Consider the following 25,647-nt stretch of genomic DNA (forward strand, 5'->3'; position numbering starts at 1 on the left):
TCGTACGGCCGGTGAACCGAGGGAGGCCGGGATGAGACTCCTCCTCGTCGAGGACGACAACCATGTCGCTGCCGCGTTGTCCGCGGTGCTGGCACGGCACGGCTTCGACGTCACGCACGCGCGCAGCGGCGAGGAGGCCCTTCAGGCGCTCGTCCCGGAGGGGAACGGCTTCGGCGTCGTCCTCCTCGACCTCGGCCTGCCCGACCAGGACGGTTACGAGGTCTGCGGCAAGATCCGCAAGCGCACCAGCACGCCGGTGATCATGGTCACCGCGCGCTCCGACGTCCGCTCCCGCATCCACGGCCTCAACCTCGGGGCCGACGACTACGTGGTGAAGCCGTACGACACGGGGGAACTGCTCGCCAGGATCCACGCCGTCAGCCGGCGCACCGCGGCCGAGGACACCGGGCCGGGCGGCGAAGGCGTGCTGCGCCTGGGCGCCGTACACATCGAACTGCCCACCCGGCAGGTCAGCGTCGACGGTTCGGTCGTCCAGCTGACGCGCAAGGAGTTCGATCTGCTCGCCCTGCTGGCCCAGCGCCCCGGGGTGGTCTTCCGCCGGGAACAGATCATCAGTGAGGTGTGGCGCACGAGCTGGGAGGGGACCGGGCGCACTCTTGAGGTGCATGTGGCGTCCCTGCGCGCCAAGCTGCGCATGCCGGCACTGATCGAGACCGTACGCGGCGTCGGCTACCGGCTCGTCGCCCCGGCCTCGTAGCGGGCACGGTGCGCACTCGACTTCTTCCGCTGCTCATCGTTCTGATGGCGGCCGTGCTGCTCGCGCTCGGCGTGCCGCTCGGCATCAGCCTGGCCTCGGCACAGCAGCAGAACGTGGTCGTCGACCGGATCGACGACACCGCGTACTTCGCGGCCATCGCGCGGCCCGCCGCGGATGTCGCCACCGGATCCCGCGACGACCTGCGCATCCTGAGCCGGGAACTGGAGAGCTACTACGACGTCTACGGCATCCGGGTCGGCGTCTTCCTGCCGAACGACACGCCGCTCGCCAACGCACCGACGACCTGGTTCCTGCCCGAGACCGGCGAGGTGCGCGACGCCTTCGAGGAGTCCCTGCTCAGCCGCCGCAGCCACGACCCCGAGCAGGTGTGGCCCTGGCAGCGCGGGCGCCTCGTGGTCGCCTCGCCGGTGATCCGGGACGGCGACGTCGTCGCGGTCGTCGTCACCGACTCGCCCACCGGTGGGATGCGCTCGCGGGTCCTGAACGGATGGCTGATCATCGCCGGCGGTCTCACGGCCGCGATGCTGGTGGCCGTCGGCGCCGCCCTGCGGCTGACGGGCTGGGTGCTCAGACCGGTGCGCGTGCTGGACGTGACCACGCACGAGATCGCCAGCGGCCGGCTGAAGTCACGGGTGGCGGTGGCCAGCGGACCGCCGGAACTCCGACGGCTGGCCCGGTCGTTCAACGAGATGGCGGACAACGTCGAGGACGTGCTGGAGCAGCAGCGGGCCTTCGTCGCCGACGCCTCGCACCAGCTGCGCAACCCGCTCGCGGCGCTGCTGCTGCGCATCGAGCTGCTCGCCTTCGAACTGCCCGAGGGCAATGAGGAGATCGCCTCGGTGCAGGCCGAGGGCAAGCGTCTCGCGCAGGTCCTGGACGATCTGCTCGACCTCGCCCTGGCCGAGCACACCGCGGCCGACCTGCGGCTGACCGACGTCGGCGCGCTGGCCGCCGAGCGCGTCGCGGCGTGGGCGCCGACCGCCGAGGCCAAGGGGGTCCGGCTGGTCGGGAGCTGCCCGCCCACCACGGCGTGGGCCGACCCGGTCGCGCTGTCCAGCGCGCTGGACGCGGTGATCGACAACGCGGTGAAGTTCACGCCGCAGGACGAGAACGTCGAGGTGACCGTCACCTCCGTCGGCGCCATGTCGACGATCGAGGTGGCCGACAACGGCCCCGGTCTCACCGACGAGGAGATCGCCCGCATCGGCGACCGCTTCTGGCGCAGCGGCCGCCACCAGAACATCAAGGGCTCGGGCCTCGGCCTGTCGATCTCCCGGGCACTGCTCTCGGCGGGCGGCGGCACCCTCTCCTACGGCCATCACGAGCCGCGGGGGCTGCGGGTGACGGTGACGGTGCCGAGGTCGGGACCGTCCGCCTGACCAGCCGTTGTGCTCTGGCCGCCTGACCAGCCCTTCTGTGCCCGCTACGGCTTGACCGAGCGGTAGTAGCGCCGAGCCCCGTCGTGCAGCGTCAGCGGGTCGGTGTAGATCGCCGTGCGCAGGTCGACGAGCTGGGCGGAGTGGACGTGGGCGCCGATGCCGTCACGGCTCTTGATCACCGTGCGGGTGAGCCACTCGGTGAGGCGGGGGTCCATGTCCTTGCGGGTGATCAGCAGATTGGAGACGGCGATCGTCGCCACCGTGTCGCCGTTCTGCACGGTCGGATACGCCGACTCCGGCATGTTCGTCGCCCGGTAGAAGTGCGCCGTGTCGCCCTGCGCGTGCACCTTGGCGACCAGGTCGGCGTCGATCGGCACGAACCGGAACGCGGACGACTCGGCGATCTTCTCCAGCCCGTCCGTCGGTACGCCGCCCGACCAGAAGAAGGCGTCGAGCTCGTGCCCGAGCCGCTTGGGCCCGGTGTCGATGCCGTCCGACCTGGGCGTGATGTCCTTCTCCGGGTCGATGCCGGCGGCCTCCAGCACCCGGGTGGCGATCAGCCGTACGCCCGAGTTGGGCAGCCCTATGGCCACCCGCTTGCCCTTGAGGTCCGCGACGGAGCGGATGTCCGAGTCCGGCGGGACGACGAGCTGTACGTAGTCGTCGTACAGCCGGGCGACCCCGCGCAGCCGGTCGGTGACGGGCCTGCCCTGCATCTTGTACGTGTCCACCGCGTCGGCGGCGGCGATGGTGAAGTCGGCCTTGCCGGTCGCCACGCGCTCGACGTTCTCCTGCGAGCCGGCGCTCGTCAGCAGCTTCACCTTCAGCTGCGGCATGTCCTTGGCGAGTTCGTTGCGCAGGAGTTCGCCGTACTCGTGGTAGACCCCCGCGCGCGTGCCGGTGCTGACCGTGATCGTCCCGCTCGGCGGGTCCTCGCCCAGGGGCAGCAGCCACCACAGCAGCAACCCCAGGGCCACGACCCCGGCGACCGTGGCCTGCGCGGCCCGGCTCCTGCTGATGCGGTCGAGTGCCTTGGACATGGCGGCGATCCTGCCAGCCGGAACGCCGTGCTGACCAGGGCCGAGGTCACAGGGGCGCGCCGCGTCCGTGATCAGGACCGCGACCGGGACTGTCCGACCCGGTCGCTACAGTCGCCGCATGAGTTCCTCTCCTGCCGACCTGGTCCGTGAATTCCACCTCGCCTTCGGGCTGGCCGCGCGCAGTACGCCGACGGAGGTGTCCGTGAACCTCGCCGCCCACAGAGGGGAACTGCTCGCGGAGGAGGCCGCGGAGGTCGCCGAGGTGTCGGTGACCGGCCCGCTCGACAGGCTCGCGCACGAGCTGGCGGACGTCGTCTACGTCGCGTACGGCACGGCCCTCGTCCACGGCATCGACCTCGACGCCGTCCTGGCCGAGATCCACCGCTCCAACATGACCAAGCTGGGCCCCGACGGCCAGGTCGCCCGCCGGTCCGACGGCAAGGTCCTCAAGGGCGAGCACTACGAGGCACCGGACGTGTCGGGCGTGCTGCGCCGCCAGGGCTGGGCGACCGAAGGCGCATGACCCCGGCGGCGCCGGGCGGACCGGGGCGCAGAGCGCAGGGTGCTTGGCGGACCAAGGCGCGCAGCCGTCCGGCACCCGGCGGCCGAAGGCGCGTGAGTGTCCGGCGCCGGGCGGACCGGGGCGCAGGGTGCTTGGCGGACCAAGGCGCGCAGCCGTCCGGCACCCGGCGGCCGAAGGCGCGTGAATGTCCGGCGCCGGGCGAGCCCATGAACAGGGGAAAGTCGTGCTCGACCATGCCCTGGAGCGCTCCGTCGGCGACCTTCCAGTCGAAGGGGTTGAGCGCGGCGGCGTGCAGCCGGACCAGCAGCTCGCCCGGTCCCGGTTCCGGCACGGGCAGATCGGTGAGGAGCGGCTCGGCCCCGAAGCCGGTGATCGTGACGGCCTTCACGTGACAGTGCCCTTCTCTCGGACGCCGGGAGGGCGCGTCAGTCCTGTGCGGGGTTCTCCTGGTCAGTGGGCTCGTCCCAGACGACGATCAGTTCGTTGCGCCGGCCGAAGCGTTCGAGGTGGCTGGCGACGACGTCCCGGATTGTGGCCTGCGTGGAGGCGTCGGGCGCCGTGACGCGGATCAGCAGGTGCTCGGGCCGGGGTTCGAGGGCGACCTCGGTGTTCTGGAAGGCGAGGCGGTGGCCGCCGTCCGGCGTCTCCTCGACCGGGATCTTCCGGCCGAAGTGGGAGGCGAGCTGCTTGGCGTAGCGCGGGGCGGCGTCGGTGGCGACGCGGGCGAGGGAAGTGGGCATGGGAGTGCTCCCGGGTGACGGGGACGTTCCTGCCGGGCGGGGACGGTCAGCCGGCCAGCGCGGAGACCGTGCCCGGGCCGGCCTGCTCGGGCAGCGTGATGGTGTGGTGGGTCCGCTCGGCCTTGGCGTGCAGATAGCGGACGTTGCTGTCGGTGGCGAAGACGCCGGTCGGCCGGACGAAGCGCACAGGCACGCCCAGGTCGCGCAACTGCCGCGCCTTGTCGGGATTGTTGGTGAGCAGGTCGAGCTCGCCGATGCCGAGGGCGGTGAGCATCTGGGCCGCGGCGGTGTAGTCGCGGCCGTCCTCGGGCAGGCCCAGCGCGGTGTTGGCGTCGTAGGTGTCCAGACCGGCGTCCTGGAGGGCGTAGGCGTCGAGCTTGTTGTAGAGGCCGATGCCGCGGCCCTCCTGGCGCAGGTAGAGCAGGACGCCGCCGGTGGCCGCGATGCGCTCCACCGCCTCGCGCAGCTGCGGACCGCAGTCGCAGCGGGCCGAGCCGAAGACGTCCCCGGTCAGGCACTCCGAGTGCAGCCGCACCAGCGGCGCGGGCGCGGCCGTGGGATCGCCGAGGACCAGCGCCACATGCTCCTCGCCGTCCGCCAGGCCGTGGAAGGTCACCGCGTCGGCGGTGACCTCGTAGCCGTCGGGGAAGCGGAGCGGGATGGTCACGCGGGTGCGTATCGAGGCGACGGCGGAGGGGCCGGAGGAGCTGGTGTGACCTGCTGCGGGGGCGGCGTCCATGAGTGCTCCTTCGAGGGTCGGCAGGTTCAAATTTGAACCTCGATGGCTCGACCCTAGCGTGAAGTTTCAAATTTTGAGCAACCTGTTCGGTGTTGCACCGGTCACATCCGGCGGCCGTACCCGACCCCGGGGTTCGAATTTGAACCATCGCGCTAACGTGGACGCATGGCCGAACCCCAGTGGCTGGACGAGGAAGAGATGCGCGCCTGGCAGGCCTTCGTGGCCGCGGGGGCGCTCGTCAACCGCCGGCTGGACCAGCAGCTCAAGGACGACGTCGGGATCACGCACCTCCAGTACGAGATCCTGGTGCGCCTCGCCGCCGCCGAGAACCGCGAAATGCGCATGAGCGGCCTCGCCGACGCGCTCCTCAACACCAAGAGCGGCCTGACGTACCAGATCACGCAGCTGGAGAAGGCCGGCCTGGTCACCCGGCGCTCCTGTCCGAGCGACGTGCGCGCGGTCTACGCCGTCCTCGCCGACGCCGGCCGCAGGATGCTGGAGCGGGCCGCACCGGGCCATGTCGCCCTCGTGCGCAAGCTGCTCATCGACGTCCTGACGCCACGGCAGCTCGCCACCGTCGCCGACGGTCTCGGGGAGGTCGTGCAGCGCATGCAGGAGGGCGAGGCCGGGGCCGCTCGGCAGTGATCACGCGGTACCGGGCGCCGGACCGGAGTTCGGGACAAGGCGCCTCCGGTGACCGCCTACCCTTGAACGCATGACCAGCAGCAGTGACCGGAGCCCGGCAGTGGAAGCCCGCGGAATTCTCACCTATGAGGTGCGCACCTACGGGTGTCAGATGAACGTCCACGATTCCGAGCGATTGTCCGGCCTGCTCGAGGACGCCGGTTACGTGCGCGCGCCCGAGGGCTCCGACGGCGACGCCGACGTCGTCGTCTTCAACACCTGCGCGGTCCGCGAGAACGCCGACAACAAGCTGTACGGCAACCTCGGCCACCTCGCCCCCAAGAAGGCGAGCCGGCCCGGGATGCAGATCGCGGTCGGCGGCTGTCTCGCGCAGAAGGACCGCGACACCATCGTCAAGAAGGCGCCCTGGGTGGACGTCGTCTTCGGCACGCACAACATCGGCAAGCTGCCGGTCCTGCTGGAGCGCGCCCGCGTGGCCGAGGAGGCGCAGGTCGAGATCGCCGAGTCGCTGGAGGCGTTCCCCTCCACGCTGCCGACCCGGCGCGAGAGCGCCTACGCGGCCTGGGTGTCGATCTCCGTCGGCTGCAACAACACCTGCACCTTCTGCATCGTCCCGGCCCTGCGCGGCAAGGAGAAGGACCGTCGCACCGGCGACATCCTCGCCGAGATCGAGGCCCTGGTCGCCGAGGGCGTCTCCGAGATCACGCTGCTCGGTCAGAACGTCAACGCCTACGGCTCCGACATCGGCGATCGCGAGGCCTTCAGCAAGCTGCTGCGCGCCTGCGGCAAGATCGAGGGCCTGGAGCGCGTCCGCTTCACCTCGCCGCACCCGCGCGACTTCACGGACGACGTCATCGCCGCCATGGCCGAGACACCGAACGTCATGCCGCAGCTGCACATGCCGCTCCAGTCCGGCTCGGACACCGTCCTGAAGGCGATGCGCCGCTCCTACCGCCAGGAGCGCTACCTGGGGATCATCGAGAAGGTCCGCGCGGCCATCCCGCACGCGGCGATCACCACCGACATCATCGTCGGCTTCCCGGGCGAGACCGAGGAGGACTTCGAGCAGACGCTGGACGTCGTGCGCGAGGCCCGGTTCGCGCAGGCCTTCACCTTCCAGTACTCCAAGCGCCCCGGCACCCCGGCCGCGACCATGGACGACCAGATCCCCAAGCAGGTCGTCCAGGCGCGCTACGAGCGTCTCGTCGCCCTCCAGGAGCAGATCTCCTGGGACGAGAACAAGGCGCAGGTCGGCCGCACCATGGAGCTGATGGTCGCCGAGGGCGAGGGCCGCAAGGACGGCGCCACGCACCGCCTGTCCGGCCGCGCCCCCGACAACCGCCTGGTCCACTTCACCAAGCCCGACCAGGAGATCCGTCCCGGCGACGTCGTCACGGTCGAGATCACCTACGCCGCCCCGCACCACCTCCTCGCCGAGGGTGCCGTCCTCGACGTGCGCCGCACGCGCGCGGGCGACGCCTGGGAGAAGCGGAACACCGCCGAGGCCGCCGAGCCGGCCGGTGTCCTGCTCGGCCTCCCGAAGATCGGCGTCCCCGAGCCGCTGCCGGCGGCGACGGGCGGCTGCGCGGCACACTGAGAACACACGACTCGACCAGGGGTGGACGGGGAAAACCCGACCAGGGGCGGACAGGGAAAAGGGGGGCGGGACATGGCGCAGTGGGTTGTAGTGGTGCAGTCCGGTTACGGCGATCAGTACCAGTACGACGAGGCCGCCCGCTTCCAGGGCACCCGGGATCAGGCCCGCGCCCGCCTCTACGAGATCGCCTGCACCCACAAGCACCGCAGCGGGCTGCGGCAGAAGCACCGCGAGGTGTTCCGGGTCGGTGACGGGGACGCGTACTACGCGGTCGTCGAAGGCCTGATGACCACCCATCGTGTCCTGTTCCAGCTGGCCGAGCGGGTGTGGAGCACCGACCCGGAGCCGAAACCCTGGGAGTAGGCTCCCGATCATGCTCGTCGCCGCCGCAGTCTGCCCCTGCCCCCCGCTCCTGGTGCCCGGCGTCGCCGCGGGTGCCGCATCCGAGCTGGACTCCGCGCGTGCCGCCTGCACGGACGCGCTGGGCCTGCTCGCGGCCGCCCGGCCGGACCGGCTCGTGGTCGTGGGACCGGGCGACGAGAGCGAGCACGGCGCGTACGCGGAGGGGACGCGGGGCACCTTCGGCGGCTTCGGTGTGGACATCGACGTACGGCTGGGGCGGCCCGGGGCCGGCGACCCCGTGCTGTCGGAACGCCCGCTCCCGACCTCGCTGGCCGTCGCCGCCTGGCTGCTGGAGCGGACCGGCTGGGCGGATGCCCCGATCGAGGGACTCGTGGTGGGGGAACCTCTGACGCCCGAGCGGTGTATTGAAATCGGAAGGGACGTCGCCGTCCGGGCCGAGCGGGTGGCGCTGCTGGTGATGGGCGACGCCAGCGCCTGCCGCACGCTCAAGGCTCCCGGTTACCTGGACGAGCGGGCGGCACCTTTCGACGCGTCCGTCGCGCGTGCGCTGGGCAAGGCGGACCTGGCCGCGCTCAAGGCGCTCGACACCGAGCTCGCATACGAACTGAAGGTATCCGGCCGGGCTCCCTGGCAGGTCCTCACGGGCGCCGCCGAGGAAGCGGGACTGTCCGGCGCCCTGCTGTACGAGGACGCGCCGTACGGGGTCGGGTACCTGGTCGCGACCTGGTCGTAGGCCCGGGGCGACTCCACAGACGCAAACGGCGGACGGCCGGGAGCCGTGAAGCTCCGCGGCCGTCCGTCGATGTGCCGTTTCAGGTGGTCGGCGGGGGTGAGTCCGACGGGGGCGTGCTGCCGCCGGACGCCGGGTGGTCGCTCTTGTGAGTGATGCGGTCCATGGCGCCCTTGGCCTTGCCCGTGCCCGTGTGGATCTTCTCGCTGTACTTGCCCTTGGTCCGCTTGTCGACGGCCTGAGCGGCCCGGTCGAGACCGTGATGCACCTGCTCCTCGTGCCGGTGCGCGAAGTCGGTGACCTTGTCCTTGGCCGGTGCGAGTTTGGCTTTCAAATTGTCCATCAGACCCATCGTTCACCTTCCCGCGCGGGGCAGTTACGTGCGGGCGCCCTCACCGGCCTCGCTGTCGGCGGCCTCGTCGGCGGACTGCTGCTTGGGGATCTCGACCCCGTCGTCACCGTCCGCCTCGACGGACTCCGACGCAGTCGGCTGAGCCGCCTTCTCCACCTCGGCCCCTGCCGACCCCTTCGCCTCTGCCGTCTCCTCCGCCGCCTGCTCCGCCGTTGGTGTGTCGGCCTGAACCTCGACGGTTGACGCCTCTTCCGTGGACTTCGACCGCCGGAAAAGCCGTGCGAAAACGCCCATATCCACTCCATACGTTACTCGTGCGGGCGAAATCCCGCGTCGTCCGGTGCGCCCCATCGCGCCCCCGGTGGCCGCCTCCGTGAAACCGGCGGCGAAAACCTCGCAACACGCAACGACCTCGCGCGTGTGCCGTCACGTAACTCGTTCGAGGCCACCCCGTGAGGTTTGCGAGACTGGGGCGGTGAGCAGTGCACCCCCCGCCCCGCGCGTCATCGCCGTAGTCGGTCCCACAGCGGCCGGAAAGTCCGATCTGGGTGTTTTCCTGGCCCGGCAACTCGGCGGCGAAGTCGTCAACGCCGACTCCATGCAGCTCTACCGAGGGATGGACATCGGCACCGCCAAACTGACGCCCGAGGAGCGCGAGGGAGTCCCGCATCACCTCCTGGACATCTGGGACGTCACGGTCACGGCGTCCGTCGCCGAGTACCAGCGCCTCGCCCGGGAGCGCATCGACGCCCTGCTCGCCGAAGGGCGCTGGCCGATCCTGGTCGGCGGCTCGGGGCTCTACGTCCGCGGGGCCGTCGACAACCTGGAGTTCCCCGGCACCGACCCCGAGGTCAGGGCCCGCCTGGAGGAGGAGCTCGCGCTGCGCGGCTCCGGGGCGCTGCACGCCCGGCTGGCCGCCGCCGACCCCGAGGCCGCGCACGCGATCCTGCCCAGCAACGGCCGCCGCATCGTCCGGGCCCTCGAAGTGATCGAGATCACCGGCCGGCCCTTCACCGCCAACCTCCCCGGCCATGACTCGGTCTACGACACCGTCCAGATCGGCGTCGATGTGGCCCGCCCCGAGCTGGACGAGCGCATCGCGCGCCGGGTCGACCGGATGTGGGACGCCGGGCTCGTGGAGGAAGTGCGCGCACTGGAGGCGCAAGGGTTGCGAGAGGGGCGTACGGCCTCGCGCGCGCTCGGCTACCAGCAGGTGCTCGCCGCGTTCGCCGGTGAGGGCACCCTCGAAGGGGCGCGAGCCGAGACGGTCCGGGCCACCAAGCGCTTCGCGCGCCGCCAGGATTCATGGTTCAGGCGCGACCCGCGGGTGCACTGGCTCAGTGGGGCTGCGGCAGATCTCACAGAACTTCCGCATCTCGCACTGGCGTTGGTCGAACGACCGGTTACAGCCTGATCACGTGATGGCATCGGGACGCTCCGGCCGCCGTTCCGGCCTCCGGCGCCATGCCATCATCGAGCTTCGATCGACCAAGTGGAGTCCGAGTTGGGAGGGCGCGTGGCGATGGAGGCCGGCCCTCGCGACACCGCACAAAGCACCGAGAACGTCACCACTGACACGGGTGAGCGGGAACCGGACGGCGACCGTCTGAGCCCGGACGGGCCCGACGAGACCGAGGGTGGCGTCACCGACGACGGTCCCGAGCCCGAGGAGATGTACGCGAGCGGTCCCGAGGTCGAGGTCGAGCTGCGCCCGCAGCGCAGGCTGCGCATCTGGCAGCTCGCGCCCATCGTGGGCCTCGCCGCGGTCGGCTCCCTGATGTTCGCCTTCCCGCTGGCCTTCGACTTCGGCGACAGCGGGGCCGTGATCGCCATGCTGGGGCTCCTGATCTGCTCCTGTGCGGCCGGCTGGGGCATGATGGCCGCCCGCCGGGTCGGCTACACCTGGCCCGGACTGCCGCAGCGCGGCGCGGGGCGCAGGCCCGACTGGCGCGTGGTGCTGGCGTACATCCTGGTCGTCGCCGCGGTCGTGGTTCTCGCCGTGTGGCGCGTGGCAAGGCTCCGCTGAAGCGGCCCCGACGCAGGCGCGGAGCTGTGCCGATACGCGGCTCCACCGCGTGAGCGCTTCCGGCCGCCACCGGCCCACGGCAAGGAACCGCCTTCACTTACGATCGGTGCATGAGCACGCGTACGCCGATCGCCTTCCTCAAGGGTCACGGCACCGAGAACGACTTCGTGATCGTCCCGGACCCGGACAACGTCATCGAGCTGTCCCCGGCCGCCGTCGCCGCCCTGTGCGACCGCCGCGCCGGCATCGGCGGTGACGGACTCCTGCACGTGGTGCGGTCCGCGGCACACCCCGAGGCCAAGGGCATGGCGGCCGAGGCCGAGTGGTTCATGGACTACCGCAACGGCGACGGCTCGATCGCGGAGATGTGCGGCAACGGCGTGCGTGTCTTCGCCCGCTACCTCCAGCGCGCCGGTCACACCACCGAGGGCGACCTCGCGATCGCCACGCGCGGCGGCGTGAAGACCGTGCACATCGCCAAGGACGGCGACATCACCGTCGGCATGGGCAAGGCCCGGCTGCCTGAAGGGGACGTGACGGTGAGCGTCGGCGAGCGCAGCTGGCCCGCGCGCAACGTGAACATGGGCAACCCGCACGCGGTCGCCTTCGTGGACGACCTCACGCACGCCGGCGATCTGTACTCCCCGCCGCCCTTCAGCCCGGCCTCGGCCTACCCGGACGGGGTCAACGTCGAGTTCGTGGTCGACCGCGGACCCCGGCATGTCGCCCTGCGCGTGCACGAGCGCGGCTCCGGCGAGACCCGGTCCTGCGGCACGGGCGCGTGCGCCGTCGCCGTGGCCACCGCGCGCCGGGACGGCACCGACCCGGCGGTGACCGGCGCCCCCGCGACGTACACCGTCGACGTGCCCGGCGGCACCCTGGTGATCACCGAGCGGCCCGACGGCGAGATCGAGATGACCGGTCCCGCGGTGATCGTGGCCGAGGGCGAGCTCGAGGCGGACTGGCTGGAAACCATCGCTCGCTGAACCGCTCGGGCTCTGGGATGGCGGGCCGTGGAGTGCCTGCGGATGCGGAGTAGCGGTTCTGACGCCCCGAAAGGGTTGGAAAACGCGAAGCCCGGCTGGTCGCGTGGCGCAAAATCGTAAACCTGCAAACCCTCGCTCGAATGGGTGATCCGTTTCACGCTCGGCGAGAGGCGGTCAGTCGCACGTGGTGGGCTCGGTAGCATCAAGCACCGGCCCGGACGGGGGACAAGCCGCCATCCCCTGAGCCGTGTCCGCCATGGGGTACCCCGTCCGCCGGTTAACGCAGCCGGAGGTGCCCATGAGTGCGGAGGCAACGAATTCCGCGACGCCAGGCCCGGTAGCAGGCCCTGTCCCGCCTGCCGTGCCACGCAGGAAGGCCCGTGCCCGCCTCGACCTGCGCCGCCTCGGCCGGGCGGCGCTGCTCGGCCCCGCCTCACGCGACCGGCTGCCCGACGCGATCGGCCATGTCGTCGACGCCCACCGGGCACACCACACCGACGCGGACCTCGAACCGCTGCGCCGCGCCTATGTGCTGGCCGAGTCCTCGCACCGCGGCCAGATGCGCAAGAGCGGCGAGCCGTACATCACGCATCCCCTCGCAGTGACCCTGATCCTCGCCGAACTCGGAGCCGAGACCACCACCTTGACGGCCTCTCTGCTGCACGACACCGTCGAGGACACCGATGTGACCCTCGACCAGGTCGGCGAGGAGTTCGGCGCGGAGGTGCGCTTCCTGGTCGACGGCGTCACCAAGCTGGAGAAGGTCGACTACGGCGCCGCCGCCGAGCCCGAGACCTTCCGCAAGATGCTCGTCGCCACCGGCAACGACGTCCGCGTGATGTCGATCAAACTCGCCGACCGGCTGCACAACATGCGCACGCTCGGCGTCATGCGCCCCGAGAAACAGGCGCGCATCGCCAAGGTCACCCGTGACGTGCTCATCCCGCTCGCCGAGCGGCTCGGCGTCCAGGCGCTCAAGACGGAGCTGGAGGACCTCGTCTTCGCGATCCTGCATCCCGAGGAGTACGAGCACACAAGAGAGTTGATCGTCGAGAACGCCTCCCGCGAGGACGATCCGCTCGCGGAGACGGCCGAGCGGATGCGGGCCGTCCTGCGCGACGCCGACATCCAGGCGGAAGTCCTCATCCGGCCACGGCACTTCGTCTCCGTGCACCGGGTGTCCCGCAAGCGCGGTCGGCTGCGCGGCGCCGACTTCGGGCGGCTGCTGGTGCTGGTGAGCGAGGACGCCGACTGCTACGGCGTACTGGGCGAACTGCACACCTGTCTGACGCCCGTCGTCTCGGAGTTCAAGGACTTCATCGCGGTACCCAAGTTCAACCTGTACCAGTCGCTGCACACCGCAGTCGCCCGTGAGGACGGGCAGGTCACCGAAGTCCTCATCCGCACCCACCAGATGCACAAGGTCGCGGAGGCCGGCGTCGTCGCGCTCGGCAATCCCTACGCGCCCTCCGCGGAGGAGCAGGCCGTCGCCGGTGACGGTGAGCGCGCCGACCCGACACGGCCCGGCTGGCTGTCCAGGCTCCTCGACTGGCAGGAAGCGGCGCCGGATCCGGACACCTTCTGGTCCACGCTGCGCGAGGACCTCGCCCAGGACCGCGAGATCACCGTCTTCCGGCCCGACGGCGGCACCCTGGGGCTGCCCGAGGGCGCGACCTGCGTGGACGCCGCCTACGCCCAGTACGGCGAGGACGCGCACGCGTGCATCGGGGCCCGCGTCAACGGGCGACTGGCGACCCTCAGCACGGTGCTGCGCGACGGCGACACCGTTCAGCTGCTCATGGGGCAGGATCCGGCCTCGGAGCCCTCCAGGGAGTGGCTGGAGCACGCCCACACGCCCGCCGCGCGGATCGCCATCCAGCGGTGGCTGGCCGCGCATCCCGCGCACACGGCCGCGGAACCCAAGGATGCCGAGGTGGCCTTCCGGGGCGAGTCGGACGGGCCCGCGAGTGCGGCGTCCGCCGGGGAGGGCACGGTCGTGCGCCCGGCCGGCCGTTCCGCCGCCAACGTCACGGTCGACCGGCCCGGTGCGAGCGTGCGCCTCGCCGGCTGCTGTACGCCCGTGCCGCCCGACGAGGTCACCGCATTCTCCGTGCGCGGGGGAGCGGTGACGGTCCATCGCGTCGAGTGCGCCGCGGTGGCGCGCATGAAGAGCGCGGGGCGGGCGGAGATCGACGTGTACTGGGGAGAGACCGCGGAGTGTCGGGTCACCCTGGTCGCCGAATCGTTCGTTCGCCCGCATCTCCTGGCCGACCTCACCGAAGCGATGGCCCAGGAGGGCGCGGAAATCGTCTCGGCGACGGTCGAGCCTCCGTCGCAGCAGCGGGTGCGTCACACGTACACGGTCCAACTGCCCGACGCCGCACTGCTTCCGGGCCTCATGCGGGCCATGCGCAATGTGGGCGGTGTGTACGACGTCAGCAGGGCCCAGCCGCAGACGCAGGGGGCGTGAAGGCGCGCGACACGGCGTGCGGCGGGTCGATAGGCGCGTTCCAGGCGTGCACCCACCTGACCTACCCGTTCGAGTGTGGCGGTCGCGCGTCGTCGACGTCCTCTGCTGGTGCGCTGATAGCCCTGGTCCATGCTGCTCAACCCCCGCAACAAGGCTCAGCGCGCTGCCCGTCCACGCCGGCGTCTCAAGGTGCCCGCGATGCTCGCCGGCGCCGTCTCCCTCTGCCTGCTCGCCGCCGGTGCCCCCGCCACGCCCCTGGGCGTCGGTGACCGTCTCTACCCGTATCTGGGCAACCCCGGCTACGACGTGGCGTCGTACGACCTGTCCTTCACCTATCCCGGCACCAACGACAAGCCCCTCCAAGCCGTCACCACCATCGACGCCTGGACGACCGAGGACCTGGAGCGCGTCAATCTGGACTTCGCTCACGGCAAGGTCGACTCCGTCGAGGTCGACGGGGAGCCCGCGTCGTTCCGCAGCGCCGGTGAGGACCTCGTGGTCACGCCCGGGCAGCCGCTGCCCGACGGCAGCTGGATGCGGATCACCGTGCGGCACACCAGCGACCCCGTCTACGGCAAGGAGCGCGAGGGAGGCTGGGTGCGGACCGCGGACGGGCTGGCCATGGCCAACCAGGCCGACGCCGCGCACGTGGTGTTCCCGTGCAACGACCACCCCTCCGACAAGGCCCTGTTCACCATCCGGGTCACCGCTCCGAACGGCTACACCGCCGTCGCCAACGGCCTGCCGACCGACGTGGACCGCGCGGGCGGCTCGACGACGTGGACGTACCGGACCCGTCACCCCATGGCCACCGAGCTGGCCCAGGTCTCCATCGGCCGCTCCAAGGTCGTGCACCGCGAGGGACCGCACGGACTGCCCGTACGGGACGTGGTGGCCACCGAGGACCGCGAGCGCCTCGAACCCTGGCTGAAGAAGACCCCCGGCCACATCGCCTGGATGGAGAAGAAGGTCGGACGGTACCCGTTCGAGACGTACGGCCTGCTCATGGCCCACGCCACCACGGGCTTCGAGCTGGAGACGCAGACCCTGTCCCTGTTCGAGCGGGAACTCTTCACGCAGTCCGCGTTCCCGCAGTGGTACGTCGAGTCGATCATGGTGCATGAGCTGGCCCACCAGTGGTTCGGCGACAGCGTCAGCCCGCGGACCTGGTCCGACCTGTGGCTCAGCGAAGGGCACGCCACCTGGTACGAGGCCCTGTACGCGGCGGAGAAGGCGGACCGGCCGTTCGAGACCCGGATGAAGGCCGCGTACGCCGCGTCCGACCGCTGGCGCGCCGCCGGTGGACCGCCCGCGGCGCCCAAGGCGCCCGCGCCCGGCAAGAAGAACGGGATCTTCCGGCCCAACGTCTACGACGGCGCGGCCCTGGTGCTGTACGCCCTGCGCCAGGAGATCGGCGCACCGGCCTTCCAGAGGCTGGAACGCCTGTGGGTGAGCCGCTACCGCGACGCATCCGCCTCGACCGCGGACTTCGTCGCCCTCGCGGAGGAGGTCTCAGGACGCCGGCTCGACGGGTTCATGCACCCGTGGCTGTACGGCACGAAGACCCCGCCGATGCCCGGTGAGCCGGAGTGGAAGTCCGTGGACCCGGCGAAGGCGGTCAAGAAGACGCACAAGACGGCCGCGGGCAAGACGGCGGCGCACAAGACGGCCGGCAAGAGCGGCGGCAAGAGCGGCGGCAAGGCCGTCGGCAAGGGTGCCGCTAAGGCCGCCGGCAAGAACGCCGGCAGGGCGACCGGTAAGTAGGACCGGACTGGACTGGACGGACCGGACTGGACGGGACTGGACGGGGCCGGACTGGACGGGACGGGACTGGACGGGGCCGGACGGGGCCGGACCGGGATGCAGGGCCCGTACGGGGCCGGGAGGCAGGACCGGTCGGGGAATAAGGCGGTGACGAGACGGGCCGTGCCGTGCGACCATCATCGGGTCGGCGCGGCACGGCCCGCGGGAATCTCCCGGGGCGCTCGTGCGTTGTGAGCAGTGGCGGAACAGGTTCCAGGTGCCACGGATTCGTTCCGCGGCGCCGCTGCCACCGTCGCCGTAACCGGATTCCCGATCGACGTAAGGACCCAATGACCTCCTCTTCTTCCTTTTCCCAGGACACGCAGCGTTTCGCGCAGACCTATGCCGACGGCCGTCGGGCCGATGCCCTGATGGAAGAGGACGTCGCCTGGAGCCACGAGATCGACGGAGAGCGGGACGGCGATCAGTACGACCGCTCCGAGCGTGCGGCTCTGCGCCGTGTGGCGGGCCTCTCCACCGAGCTCGAGGACGTCACCGAGGTCGAGTACCGCCAGCTCCGACTGGAGCGGGTCGTGCTCGTCGGCGTCTGGACCTCGGGGACCGCGCAGGACGCGGAGAACTCGCTGACGGAGCTCGCCGCCCTCGCCGAGACCGCGGGTGCGCTCGTGCTCGACGGCGTGATCCAGCGTCGCGACAAGCCCGACGCGGCCACCTACATCGGCTCCGGCAAGGCCTACGAGCTCCGGGACATCGTGCTGGAGTCCGGCGCCGACACCGTCATCTGCGACGGTGAGCTCAGCCCGGGCCAGCTCATCCACCTCGAGGACGTCGTCAAGGTCAAGGTCATCGACCGCACGGCGCTGATCCTCGACATCTTCGCCCAGCACGCCAAGTCGCGAGAGGGCAAGGCGCAGGTCGCGCTCGCACAGATGCAGTACATGCTGCCGAGGCTCCGCGGCTGGGGTCAGTCGCTGTCCCGGCAGATGGGCGGCGGCAAGGGCGGCGGCCTCGCCACCCGTGGTCCCGGTGAGACCAAGATCGAGACGGACCGGCGACGGATCCGCGAGAAGATGGCGAAGATGCGCCGGGAGATCGCGGACATGAAGACCGGCCGCGAGATCAAGCGTCAGGAGCGCAAGCGCCACAAGGTGCCCTCGGTCGCCATCGCCGGCTACACCAACGCCGGCAAGTCGTCCCTGCTCAACCGCCTCACCGGCGCCGGCGTCCTGGTCGAGAACGCCCTGTTCGCGACCCTGGACCCGACCGTGCGCCGGGCCGAGACCCCGAGCGGCCGCCTGTACACGCTGGCCGACACGGTCGGTTTTGTACGGCATCTGCCGCACCACCTGGTCGAGGCGTTCCGCTCCACCATGGAGGAGGTCGGCGAGTCCGACCTGATCCTGCACGTGGTGGACGGCTCGCACCCGAACCCGGAGGAGCAGCTGGCCGCCGTGCGCGAGGTGATCAGGGACGTCGGCGCGATCGACGTACCCGAGATCGTCGTGATCAACAAGGCGGACGCGGCCGACCCGCTGACGCTCCAGCGCCTGATGCGGATCGAGACCCGCTCCATCGCGGTCTCGGCGCGCACGGGCAAGGGCATCGACGAACTGCTCGCCCTGATCGACAACGAGCTGCCGCGGCCGTCCGTCGAGATCGAGGCTCTGGTGCCGTACACGCACGGCAAGCTGGTCGCCCGTGCTCACACCGAGGGCGAGGTGATCTCCGAGGAGCACACCCCGGAGGGCACGCTGCTCAAGGTGCGGGTGCACGAGGAACTGGCTGCGGATCTCGCGCCGTACGTTCCGGCTCCGAGCGCCTGAGCCGACCGCAACAGCCAGAACAGACGAAGGCTCGCCCCCTGCCACAGGGGGCGGGCCTTCCGGCTGTGCTCAGTACTGCCTGCGGGTCACCGGCCGCCGTACGTCCTGCTCATGTTCTGGTACAGCGTCTCCGCTCCCCTACCGAGCTGTGGGCCGGCCAGCCAGGTGTTGTCCTCCGGGCCGATCGAGGTGTTCGACACCAGCCTGGTGTCGCCGTTGACGACCCGGAACCAGCCGCCGCCCGACGAGCCGCCGGTCATCGTGCAGCCGATCCGGTACATCGTCGGCAACGCCGGGCTCAGCGAGAGGCGGCCCGGACGGTCGACGCACTTGAACATCTTCAGGCCGCTGAACGGCCGTGCCGCCGGGTAACCCCAGGCCCCCATCGTGTCGACTTCCGTCGCGGACGGGGCGGTGAAGTCGACACCCAGGGCGCCGGTGGTCTCCTCCAGGGACTTCTCGCCGGACTCCGGCTGCACATGCAGCAGCGCGTAGTCGTACGTGGCACCCGCGCCGCCCGTCTCCGAGCCGCCCTGGATCCACTCATTGGACGTCGAGACCCAGTCGGCCCACCAGTTGCCGTAGGGGGCGATCTCCGTGGGCGTGGCATTGCCCAGCTCCGCCTCGGACTTGCCGAGGTCGTTGTACGCCGGGACGAAGGCGATGTTGCGGTACCAGCCGCCACCCTGGCCGGCGTGCACGCAGTGGCCCGCCGTCCAGACGAGGTTGGACTTGCCGGGGTGGTTGACGTCCTTGACGACGGTGCCGGAACAGACGGCCGGGCCGTCGGGGGTGTCGAAGAAGACCTTGCCGACGGGCGCGGCGTTCTCGTGGTACGGCGTCTTCTCGGCCGTGGCCTGGACGGGCGCCGGCTCCGGATCGCTCACGCCCTGGTCGGCGGCGGCGTCCTGCGTGGTGACCGTCTTGTTGGCCTCCTTCGCGGACTGCATGCGATCAGGCTTCCACAGGCCCTCGATGACCGGGTTGACGAAGTCCTCGGCCTCGCTGAGCCACTTGTCCTGGTCCCAGTCCTTCCAGGCGCCGTCCTTCCACCTGTCGACGTCGATCCCGTGCTCCTTGAGCTTGTCCGCGATCTCGGACGGGATCTGGATCTCGCCGTCGCCGGTGTTGCCGGAGTCACCGGCCCCGGCGGCCTGGGAGGCGGCTGCGTCGGCCTTGTCGCTCGCCGGGTCGTCGGCGGAGCCGCCGCAGGCGGTCGCGGCCAGCGCCAGCGCGGCGACGAGGCCGGTGGCGGCGAGAACGGAACGCCGCCTGCGATCTGGAACTGCGGGCGATGGTGCGGAACGCGTGGAACGCATGGTGCGGTAACCCCCCGTTGAAGCGTGGTCCCTGCGAATGGGCGCCGTGACGTCAGGTGCTTGCTCGCCCCTCTCAGGGGCCGACTGCCATCTCAGCGCGGCCCCCCGGACGCGACATTCCACTATGCCCGTGGAGTTGAGAGCGAACGGCGACGGGGCGGTGAAGGTTTCACCCTGGTGACGCTTCCTCCCCGGCACCGGGTTCCCCCTGCTATGGGGCCTCCGGCAATGGTTCTCTGGCAATGGTTCCAGGTGACGGTTCCCCTCACCGTGCCACCGCCGCCGTCGCTGTCAACTCCGTGCTTCGGCGTGCGTCACTGACCGGTGAACTTCTCGCTCACCCCGTCGAAGACGGACTTGGCCTCCTTGCCCAGCCGCGGACCCGCCAGCCAGCCCGCGTCCACCGGGCCGATCGAGGTGTTCGACACCAGCGCCGGCTTGCCGTTCGAGCCCGTCGCGATCCAGCCGCCACCGGACGAACCGCCGGTCATCGTGCAGCCGATGCGGTACATGGTCGGGTCGGACGCCCTGAGCGACAGCCGGCCCGGCTGGTCCTGGCACTGGTACAGCTTCTGACCGTCGAACGGCGCGGCAGCCGGGTAACCGACGGCCTTGATGCTGTCCACGTCGGGGACAGCCGGCGCGTTGAAGTTCACGGGAAGGGCCGAACCGACCGTCTCTTCCAGGGACCTGCCGTTGCCGCCCGCCTCCGGCTTCACATGCAGTACGGCGAAGTCGTACGGCGCGCCGTCCCCGCCCGTCGGACCGCCCTGAGCGATCCACTGGTCCGAGGTCTGCACCCAGTCCGCCCACCAGACGCCGTACGGGGCCGCCTGCTCCTTGGTGGCGTTCTCCATCGCGGCCGTACTCATGGCCTTGTCGTTGTACGACGGTACGAACGCGATGTTGCGGTACCAGCCGCCGCTCTTGCCGGCGTGCACGCAGTGGCCCGCCGTCCACACCATGTTGGACTTGCCGGGGTTGGCCGGGTCCTGTACGACCGTCGCCGAGCAGACCATCGTGCCTTCGGGGGAGTCGAAGAACACCTTGCCCGCCTCGGGGGCGTTGGCGTGGTACGTGGGCGACACGGCCTGCGCGTCCACGGGCTGTGGCGTCGGGTCGGTCACACCCTGGTCACCGGAGAGGTCGCTGTCGTCGACGCCCCGGTCCGGGTCCTCGGCGTCGCGCATACGATCCGGGTCCCACAGGCCCTCGATGATCGGGTTGATGTAGTCCTTGGCCTCGCGCAGCCAGTCGTCCCGGTCCCAGTTCTTCCAGGCGCCGTCCTTCCACTTGTCGAGATCGATCCCGTGTTCCTTGAGCTTGTCCTTGATGTCGTCCGGGATCGTGATCTTGCCCTCGCCGCCGGCCGCGGCGGACGCACCGGCCTCGCCACCCGCATCGGCGTCGCCCGACTCGCAGGCTGTGACGGTGAGCGTCAGCGCCGCGGCGAGCGCGACCAGGGGCAGCGGGGAGGTTCTGCGGCGCGCACTCCTCCCTCGACGGGCGGTGAACGACGGCCGTATCGATCGCATGATCTGTCTCCCCCTGAGGTGACGGTTCGTGGTGCCGCAGCCGTGAGGCTTTCGCCGATCGCTTGCCGATCCCTTGCTGATCGCTCGCTGATCCTGCGTGCTGTCACGGCGCGTTGGGACGGCCTCACACACTATGCGCTCGCTGTGGGTGAGTTCCGACGGAACGGCAACGGTTTCGCTACGGGCCGTCTGAACAGGCAACTTGTCGTGGGGGACGCCGATTTGAAGTATGCCTGGTCCGGTTTTGTCGGGCGTGGTCTTGTCGGGTGGGGGTGTCTTGTGAGGCGCATGCCACCGCGAGGTTCGTGACGGTGCGGTGGGCTGATGTGGTGGGTGACGGGTGACGGGTGACGGGTGACGGGTGACGGGTGGTGGTCGGCGTGCGGTGCGTGGACGGGGCGGCGCGCGGCGATGGTGCGGCGCGCGGCCGTGGGGCGGCGTGGGTACGTCAACTGCGAGCCGGAGGGAGTCCGGCGGCGACGAGCCCTTCAGCTGCGGGCAGAGGCATAGGCAGAGGCAGGGACAGAGGCAGGGACAGAGACAGAGGCCGGGACACGGGCAGGGCGCCCGGGGACCGGACAGCCAGGCCACCGTGCCTGTCGGACGCCGCCCCCTGTCGCAGGTGCGGCCCGCCGGCGACGGTTTCGTCTCGGCAAGGATCTTGAACCAACCCGTAACCCGGTGAACGGTCCACGGTTGGTAGCCGTGGGGGTCCGCCGCCTGTGAGCGGCCCCCTGTGCCCAGTTCCCCGGAGTTTCGAGTGGACGCTCGCGGGGCTTCGTATGTCGGGTCGGGCGAGGATGTGAAAGACCTGCTCGCCCCTGGACAGCGGGAGGACAGGGAGCCATGGCCGTGACCGAATCTGTGCGCGGGGATACGTCCGAGTCGGCGGAGGTCGGCGCCGTGCACGAGGGGATCCTGCGACGGCAGTCGGCGCGCGAGTCGGCGGCGCGGACCTACGCGCGCGCCCTGCCCATCGTGCCGGTGCGAGCACGTGGGCTGACCATCGAGGGCGCGGACGGCAGCCGCTACTTGGACTGCCTCTCCGGCGCCGGGACACTGGCGCTCGGACACAACCACCCCGTCGTCCTGGAAGCCATCCGCAAGGTCCTCGACTCGGGCGCCCCCCTCCACGTCCTCGACCTGGCGACCCCCGTCAAGGACGCCTTCATCACCGAGCTGTTCCGCACCCTGCCGCCCGGGCTCGCCGACAAGGCGCGCGTGCAGTTCTGCGGGCCCGCCGGCACCGACGCCGTGGAAGCCGCCTTCAAACTCGTCCGGGCCGCAACCGGACGCACCGGCATCCTCGCCTTCAGCGGCGCCTACCACGGCATGACCGCCGGCGCCCTTGAGGCATCCGGAGGCGCCTTCGACGTCCGGGTCGCACGCCTGCCTTACCCGCAGGACTACCGCTGCCCCTTCGGCGTCGGCGGCGAACACGGCGCCGAACTCGCCGCCCGCTGGACCGAGTCCGTCCTCGACGACCCCAAGTCGGGCGTCCGACACCCCGCCGGGATGATCCTCGAACCCGTCCAGGGCGAAGGCGGAGTGATCCCCGCCCCGGACGAGTGGATGCGCCGCATGCGCCAGATCACGGCCGACCGGTCCATCCCCCTGATCGCCGACGAGGTCCAGACGGGTGTCGGCCGAACCGGCTCCTTCTGGGCGGTGGAGCACAGCGGCGTCACCCCCGATGTGATGGTCCTCTCCAAGGCCATCGGAGGCAGCCTGCCACTGGCCGTCATCGTCTACCGTGACGACCTCGACGCCTGGCAACCCGGCGCCCACGCCGGCACCTTCCGCGGCAACCAACTCGCCATGGCCGCCGGCATGGCAACCCTCGCCTACGTCCGCGAGAACCGCCTCGCCGAGCGCGCGGCTGACCTGGGCAGCAGGATGCTGAACCAACTCTGCGGACTTGCAGCTGGGTTCGACTGCATCGGGGATGTGCGCGGCAGGGGTCTGATGATCGGGGTCGAGGTGGTGGAGCCGGAGGCTGAACCCTTGCGCGAGCTGGAGCGGTCGGCGGGCCAGGCGGGCGAGGGTGGAGTGCTGACTGATCCGGACTGGCGTGGGGTCGTGGGCGACCTGGCGATGCTGGGAGATTCGGCTGGCCCCGGGAAGCCTTGCGATGCCGACGATGCTGGAGGCGGAGCCGGCGGGCGTGCGCGCCTCGCCCCTGTCCGCACTGCGGGCCGTTCGCCGGCGGGCGTCGGCCCTGCCGACCGGGCGGCAGGAACGGCAGTGGCGGCGATGCAGAGCGGCCAGGACCGCCATCCTCGACCGGCAGCCCCCGCGCTTGCCGTCGCCATCCAGCGCGAGTGCCTGCGACGTGGCCTGATCGTCGAACTCGGCGGCCGCCACTCCAGCGTCGTCCGGCTCCTCCCGCCCCTGACCATCAGCGACGAGCAGGCGACCGCTGTGCTCGACCGACTCGCGGATGCGGTGGACGCGGTATCCCGCAGCCACCCCGGCCACGGCCGACTGCAACGCCCGCAACATGGACAGCAGCGTCGCGCCGACCGAGCCCAGGCTGCGGACCGCGACGATCGTGCAGACCGAGGCGACCGCGCCGATCACGTGGAGTAGCGCGGCAGTCAACAGCCGGGACGTGACGGTACGTTCCCCGATCCGTACCCCGGCCTCGTCGTCAGTCCGTCGCACCCACCCCAGCCGACGGCCCCTCCGCGTGCAAAGCATCCCGTCCCTCCGCAACCTCGCATCCAACTAACACACCCCCTCCATCTGCACCTTCCGAACGCCGCACGCCAGCCGCCCCCCACAGCGCAGTACGGCTGCAATCGCCGCATGAGCCGGAACCACCTCACGAGGACCAACCTTGAACAGCACCCCCACAACTGCCGGCCGTCGTCCCACCCCACCGGAGCAGGGAGACGCACCGCAGGAACCCGCCTCGGCAGCCAGGGCAGCTTCCGCGTCGGCCCACGCAGCGGACGCGGCGCGTGGACCGGTCGGCACACCGACCCAGGCAGACGTCCCGGACGCTGAACGGCTGCGGGGCGAAATCTCCGACCTGTTGGAACACCCCGATCCGCACACCGCAGCTCAGGCCGCCGCCGTGGAGAACCTGCTCCGCTGCTGGGTACGGGAGACCAACATCCCGGCACCTCACGACGGGATTCTCCGCATCCTGTTGCCCGCCACCGGCACAGCCCTGGTCGCCCCCGTCCACTACTGGTCCCCGACGGGATGGCACCGCTTCGGCCTTCCCTACCTGGCCGCCGCTACGGATCAGTCCTCGCTCATCGACTCCGTCACGCTTGCCGCACTACTCACCAGGGAGGCGCTGTACCGGACCCTCGATGCACCCGAGACACCCTCGGTACCGACGCCCGCACTCGTGGCGCTCACCGGGATGGCCGCCGCCACCGACCTCGTCGCCCGCGTCGCCGACTCCGCGCAACGAACCGTCACCTTCATCGGCGGGCGTCGGGAACATCCGGCCGACAGCCCTGACCTCTTCCTCGCGGCCGAGCAGGCGCTGCTCCTCGGACACCCGCACCACCCGACACCCAAGAGTCGCGAGAGCCTCTCCGAGACCGAGGCCCGGCTGTACTCACCTGAGTTGCGCGGCTCCTTCCCCTTGCACTGGCTGGCTGTCTCCCCTTCCGCACTCGCCACCGACTCGGCGTGGACCGAACGTGGCCGTGTCATCTCCGCGTCTCAGCTCACCGCCCGACTTGCCGGCCCTGAGCTGTCCCTGCCTGACGGCTACGCGGCCCTGCCCCTCCACCCCTGGCAAATGCGCGAAGTTCGGCACCGCGCCGCGACCGCCGCCCTCTTCGATGCCGGCCTGCTCATCGACCTCGGCGACCACGGCGAGCCATGGCATCCCACCTCCTCCGTACGCACCGTCTATCGATCCGGCGCTCCGGCCATGCTCAAGCTCTCGCTGGGCCTGCGTATCACCAACTCCCGCCGTGAGAACCTCCGCAAGGAACTGCACCGTGGCGTAGAGGTGCACCGACTCCTGCGCAGTGGACTCGCGACACAGTGGCAGGCCGCGCACCCAGAGTTCGACATCGTTCGCGACCCTGCCTGGCTCGCCGTCGACGGGCTGGACGGAATCCCCGTCCCGGGCCTCGACGTCATGATCCGGCACAATCCCTTCCGGCCTTCCGACGATGTGTCCTGCGTAGCCGGACTCCTGTCACCCCTTCCTCACTCACAATCCGGCAGCGCCGCAGCCCGACGCCGGCCGGACACGGAGCCGCTACGGTCCCGGCTGGCCGAGCTGATCATGCGTCTCGCCGCACGAACCGGTCGACCCCGGGGAGCCGTGGCCGCCGAGTGGTTCCTGCGTTACCTCGAACACGTGGTTCGCCCCGTGCTGTGGCTGGACTCCGAGGCCGGTGTCGCCCTAGAGGCGCACCAGCAGAACACGCTGCTCCTGCTGGACGACGAGGGCTGGCCCTCGGGCGGCCGGTACCGCGACAACCAGGGTTACTACTTCCGTGAGTCCCGGCGCGCGGAGCTGGATGCCCGACTGCCCGGCATCGGCGAGCACAGCGACACCTTCGTCTCGGACGAGGTCACTGACGAACGGTTCGCCTACTACCTCGCGATCAACAACGTCCTTGGTCTCATCGGCGCATTCGGCTCTCAACGTCTCGTCGACGAAGGGTTGTTGCTCGCCGCGTTCCGTCGCTTCCTCGGCGAGGTGGCCGCCGGTCCCACCCGGCTGCGCACGTCACTGCCGGCTCACCTGCTCGACTCGCCGGTCCTGCGCTGCAAGGCCAACCTGCTGACCCGAATCCACGGCCTCGACGAACTCGTAGGCCCGGTCGACACCCAGTCCGTCTACGTCACGATCGCCAACCCCCTCCATTCCTGAGAAACATGCCCTGTCCCGCTTC

22 protein-coding genes are annotated in these 25,647 nt (G+C 70.7%); 15 read left to right on the forward strand and 7 right to left on the reverse strand.

What is annotated here, in order from left to right; genetic code table 11:
• The first annotated feature begins 31 nt into the window (after window positions 1-31).
• Both AC3ETA_RS34740 and AC3ETA_RS34745 read left to right on the forward strand, forming a co-directional pair.
• Window positions 32-718: a response regulator transcription factor gene (locus AC3ETA_RS34740; protein ID WP_432196872.1), complete on the forward strand. Its 687-nt coding sequence runs from the start codon at window positions 32-34 to the stop codon at window positions 716-718.
• 8 nt (window positions 719-726) lie between these two features.
• Window positions 727-2,118: a sensor histidine kinase gene (locus tag AC3ETA_RS34745; RefSeq protein WP_432196873.1), complete on the forward strand. Its 1,392-nt coding sequence runs from the start codon at window positions 727-729 to the stop codon at window positions 2,116-2,118.
• A gap of 44 nt (window positions 2,119-2,162) precedes the next feature.
• On the opposite strand, the gene AC3ETA_RS34750 is transcribed toward AC3ETA_RS34745, so the two are convergent.
• Window positions 2,163-3,158 carry a TAXI family TRAP transporter solute-binding subunit gene (locus AC3ETA_RS34750; RefSeq protein ID WP_432196874.1) on the reverse strand — a complete coding sequence of 332 codons (996 nt, stop codon included), beginning with the start codon at window positions 3,156-3,158 and terminating at the stop codon, window positions 2,163-2,165.
• 118 nt (window positions 3,159-3,276) lie between these two features.
• Here AC3ETA_RS34750 and AC3ETA_RS34755 point away from each other — a divergent pair, with 118 nt between their 5' ends.
• Complete coding sequence (locus AC3ETA_RS34755; RefSeq protein ID WP_432196875.1) at window positions 3,277-3,681, forward strand: pyrophosphohydrolase domain-containing protein; 405 nt, start codon at window positions 3,277-3,279, stop codon at window positions 3,679-3,681.
• Between the two features lie 425 nt (window positions 3,682-4,106).
• Here AC3ETA_RS34755 and AC3ETA_RS34760 read toward each other — a convergent pair whose 3' ends face one another.
• Together AC3ETA_RS34760 and AC3ETA_RS34765 are read right to left on the reverse strand one after the other, a co-directional pair.
• On the reverse strand, window positions 4,107-4,421 hold the full coding sequence (locus tag AC3ETA_RS34760) for a DUF2218 domain-containing protein (protein WP_432196876.1): 315 nt from the start codon (window positions 4,419-4,421) through the stop codon (window positions 4,107-4,109).
• A 46-nt stretch (window positions 4,422-4,467) separates the two neighbouring features.
• Window positions 4,468-5,160, reverse strand: a complete 693-nt coding sequence (locus AC3ETA_RS34765) for a GTP cyclohydrolase II (protein ID WP_432196877.1) — start codon at window positions 5,158-5,160, stop codon at window positions 4,468-4,470.
• Window positions 5,161-5,325: 165 nt separating this feature from the next.
• Here AC3ETA_RS34765 and AC3ETA_RS34770 point away from each other — a divergent pair, with 165 nt between their 5' ends.
• The 4 genes from AC3ETA_RS34770 to AC3ETA_RS34785 all read left to right on the forward strand — a co-directional run bounded on the left by AC3ETA_RS34770 (window position 5,326) and on the right by AC3ETA_RS34785 (window position 8,498).
• On the forward strand, window positions 5,326-5,805 hold the full coding sequence (locus AC3ETA_RS34770; protein WP_432196878.1) for a MarR family winged helix-turn-helix transcriptional regulator: 480 nt from the start codon (window positions 5,326-5,328) through the stop codon (window positions 5,803-5,805).
• A 70-nt stretch (window positions 5,806-5,875) separates the two neighbouring features.
• Window positions 5,876-7,402 carry a tRNA (N6-isopentenyl adenosine(37)-C2)-methylthiotransferase MiaB gene (gene miaB / locus AC3ETA_RS34775; protein ID WP_432196879.1) on the forward strand — a complete coding sequence of 509 codons (1,527 nt, stop codon included), beginning with the start codon at window positions 5,876-5,878 and terminating at the stop codon, window positions 7,400-7,402.
• Window positions 7,403-7,474: 72 nt separating this feature from the next.
• Window positions 7,475-7,765: a hypothetical protein gene (locus tag AC3ETA_RS34780; RefSeq protein ID WP_432196880.1), complete on the forward strand. Its 291-nt coding sequence runs from the start codon at window positions 7,475-7,477 to the stop codon at window positions 7,763-7,765.
• A 10-nt stretch (window positions 7,766-7,775) separates the two neighbouring features.
• Entirely contained in the window at window positions 7,776-8,498 is a 723-nt protein-coding gene (locus AC3ETA_RS34785; RefSeq protein ID WP_432196881.1) for a class III extradiol dioxygenase subunit B-like domain-containing protein, read from the forward strand.
• Window positions 8,499-8,577: 79 nt separating this feature from the next.
• On the opposite strand, the gene AC3ETA_RS34790 is transcribed toward AC3ETA_RS34785, so the two are convergent.
• Window positions 8,578-8,847: an antitoxin gene (locus AC3ETA_RS34790; RefSeq protein ID WP_432196882.1), complete on the reverse strand. Its 270-nt coding sequence runs from the start codon at window positions 8,845-8,847 to the stop codon at window positions 8,578-8,580.
• A 24-nt stretch (window positions 8,848-8,871) separates the two neighbouring features.
• Complete coding sequence (locus AC3ETA_RS34795) at window positions 8,872-9,141, reverse strand: hypothetical protein (protein WP_432196883.1); 270 nt, start codon at window positions 9,139-9,141, stop codon at window positions 8,872-8,874.
• Window positions 9,142-9,322: 181 nt separating this feature from the next.
• Here AC3ETA_RS34795 and miaA point away from each other — a divergent pair, with 181 nt between their 5' ends.
• The 6 genes from miaA to hflX all read left to right on the forward strand — a co-directional run bounded on the left by miaA (window position 9,323) and on the right by hflX (window position 17,916).
• Window positions 9,323-10,261: a tRNA (adenosine(37)-N6)-dimethylallyltransferase MiaA gene (gene miaA / locus AC3ETA_RS34800; RefSeq protein ID WP_432196884.1), complete on the forward strand. Its 939-nt coding sequence runs from the start codon at window positions 9,323-9,325 to the stop codon at window positions 10,259-10,261.
• Between the two features lie 108 nt (window positions 10,262-10,369).
• Entirely contained in the window at window positions 10,370-10,873 is a 504-nt protein-coding gene (locus tag AC3ETA_RS34805; protein WP_432196902.1) for a hypothetical protein, read from the forward strand.
• Between the two features lie 110 nt (window positions 10,874-10,983).
• On the forward strand, window positions 10,984-11,859 hold the full coding sequence (gene dapF / locus AC3ETA_RS34810) for a diaminopimelate epimerase (RefSeq protein ID WP_432196885.1): 876 nt from the start codon (window positions 10,984-10,986) through the stop codon (window positions 11,857-11,859).
• Window positions 11,860-12,157: 298 nt separating this feature from the next.
• Window positions 12,158-14,329, forward strand: coding sequence for a RelA/SpoT family protein (locus AC3ETA_RS34815; RefSeq protein WP_432196886.1), 2,172 nt, complete (start codon window positions 12,158-12,160; stop codon window positions 14,327-14,329).
• Window positions 14,330-14,458: 129 nt separating this feature from the next.
• Entirely contained in the window at window positions 14,459-16,093 is a 1,635-nt protein-coding gene (locus tag AC3ETA_RS34820) for a M1 family metallopeptidase (RefSeq protein WP_432196887.1), read from the forward strand.
• Window positions 16,094-16,422: 329 nt separating this feature from the next.
• On the forward strand, window positions 16,423-17,916 hold the full coding sequence (gene hflX, locus AC3ETA_RS34825) for a GTPase HflX (RefSeq protein ID WP_432196888.1): 1,494 nt from the start codon (window positions 16,423-16,425) through the stop codon (window positions 17,914-17,916).
• An 86-nt stretch (window positions 17,917-18,002) separates the two neighbouring features.
• On the opposite strand, the gene AC3ETA_RS34830 is transcribed toward hflX, so the two are convergent.
• Both AC3ETA_RS34830 and AC3ETA_RS34835 read right to left on the reverse strand, forming a co-directional pair.
• Window positions 18,003-19,235: a trypsin-like serine peptidase gene (locus tag AC3ETA_RS34830; RefSeq protein WP_432196889.1), complete on the reverse strand. Its 1,233-nt coding sequence runs from the start codon at window positions 19,233-19,235 to the stop codon at window positions 18,003-18,005.
• A 314-nt stretch (window positions 19,236-19,549) separates the two neighbouring features.
• Window positions 19,550-20,770 carry a trypsin-like serine peptidase gene (locus tag AC3ETA_RS34835; RefSeq protein WP_432196890.1) on the reverse strand — a complete coding sequence of 407 codons (1,221 nt, stop codon included), beginning with the start codon at window positions 20,768-20,770 and terminating at the stop codon, window positions 19,550-19,552.
• Window positions 20,771-21,616: 846 nt separating this feature from the next.
• Between AC3ETA_RS34835 and AC3ETA_RS34840 the strand changes: the two genes are divergently transcribed.
• Window positions 21,617-23,359 carry a diaminobutyrate--2-oxoglutarate transaminase family protein gene (locus AC3ETA_RS34840; RefSeq protein WP_432196891.1) on the forward strand — a complete coding sequence of 581 codons (1,743 nt, stop codon included), beginning with the start codon at window positions 21,617-21,619 and terminating at the stop codon, window positions 23,357-23,359.
• Between the two features lie 250 nt (window positions 23,360-23,609).
• A complete protein-coding gene (locus AC3ETA_RS34845) occupies window positions 23,610-25,625 on the forward strand; it encodes an IucA/IucC family protein (protein WP_432196892.1) in 2,016 nt (671 codons plus the stop codon).
• Window positions 25,626-25,647: the final 22 nt, after the last annotated feature.

Source organism: Streptomyces sp. bgisy027 (genome assembly GCF_057710365.1).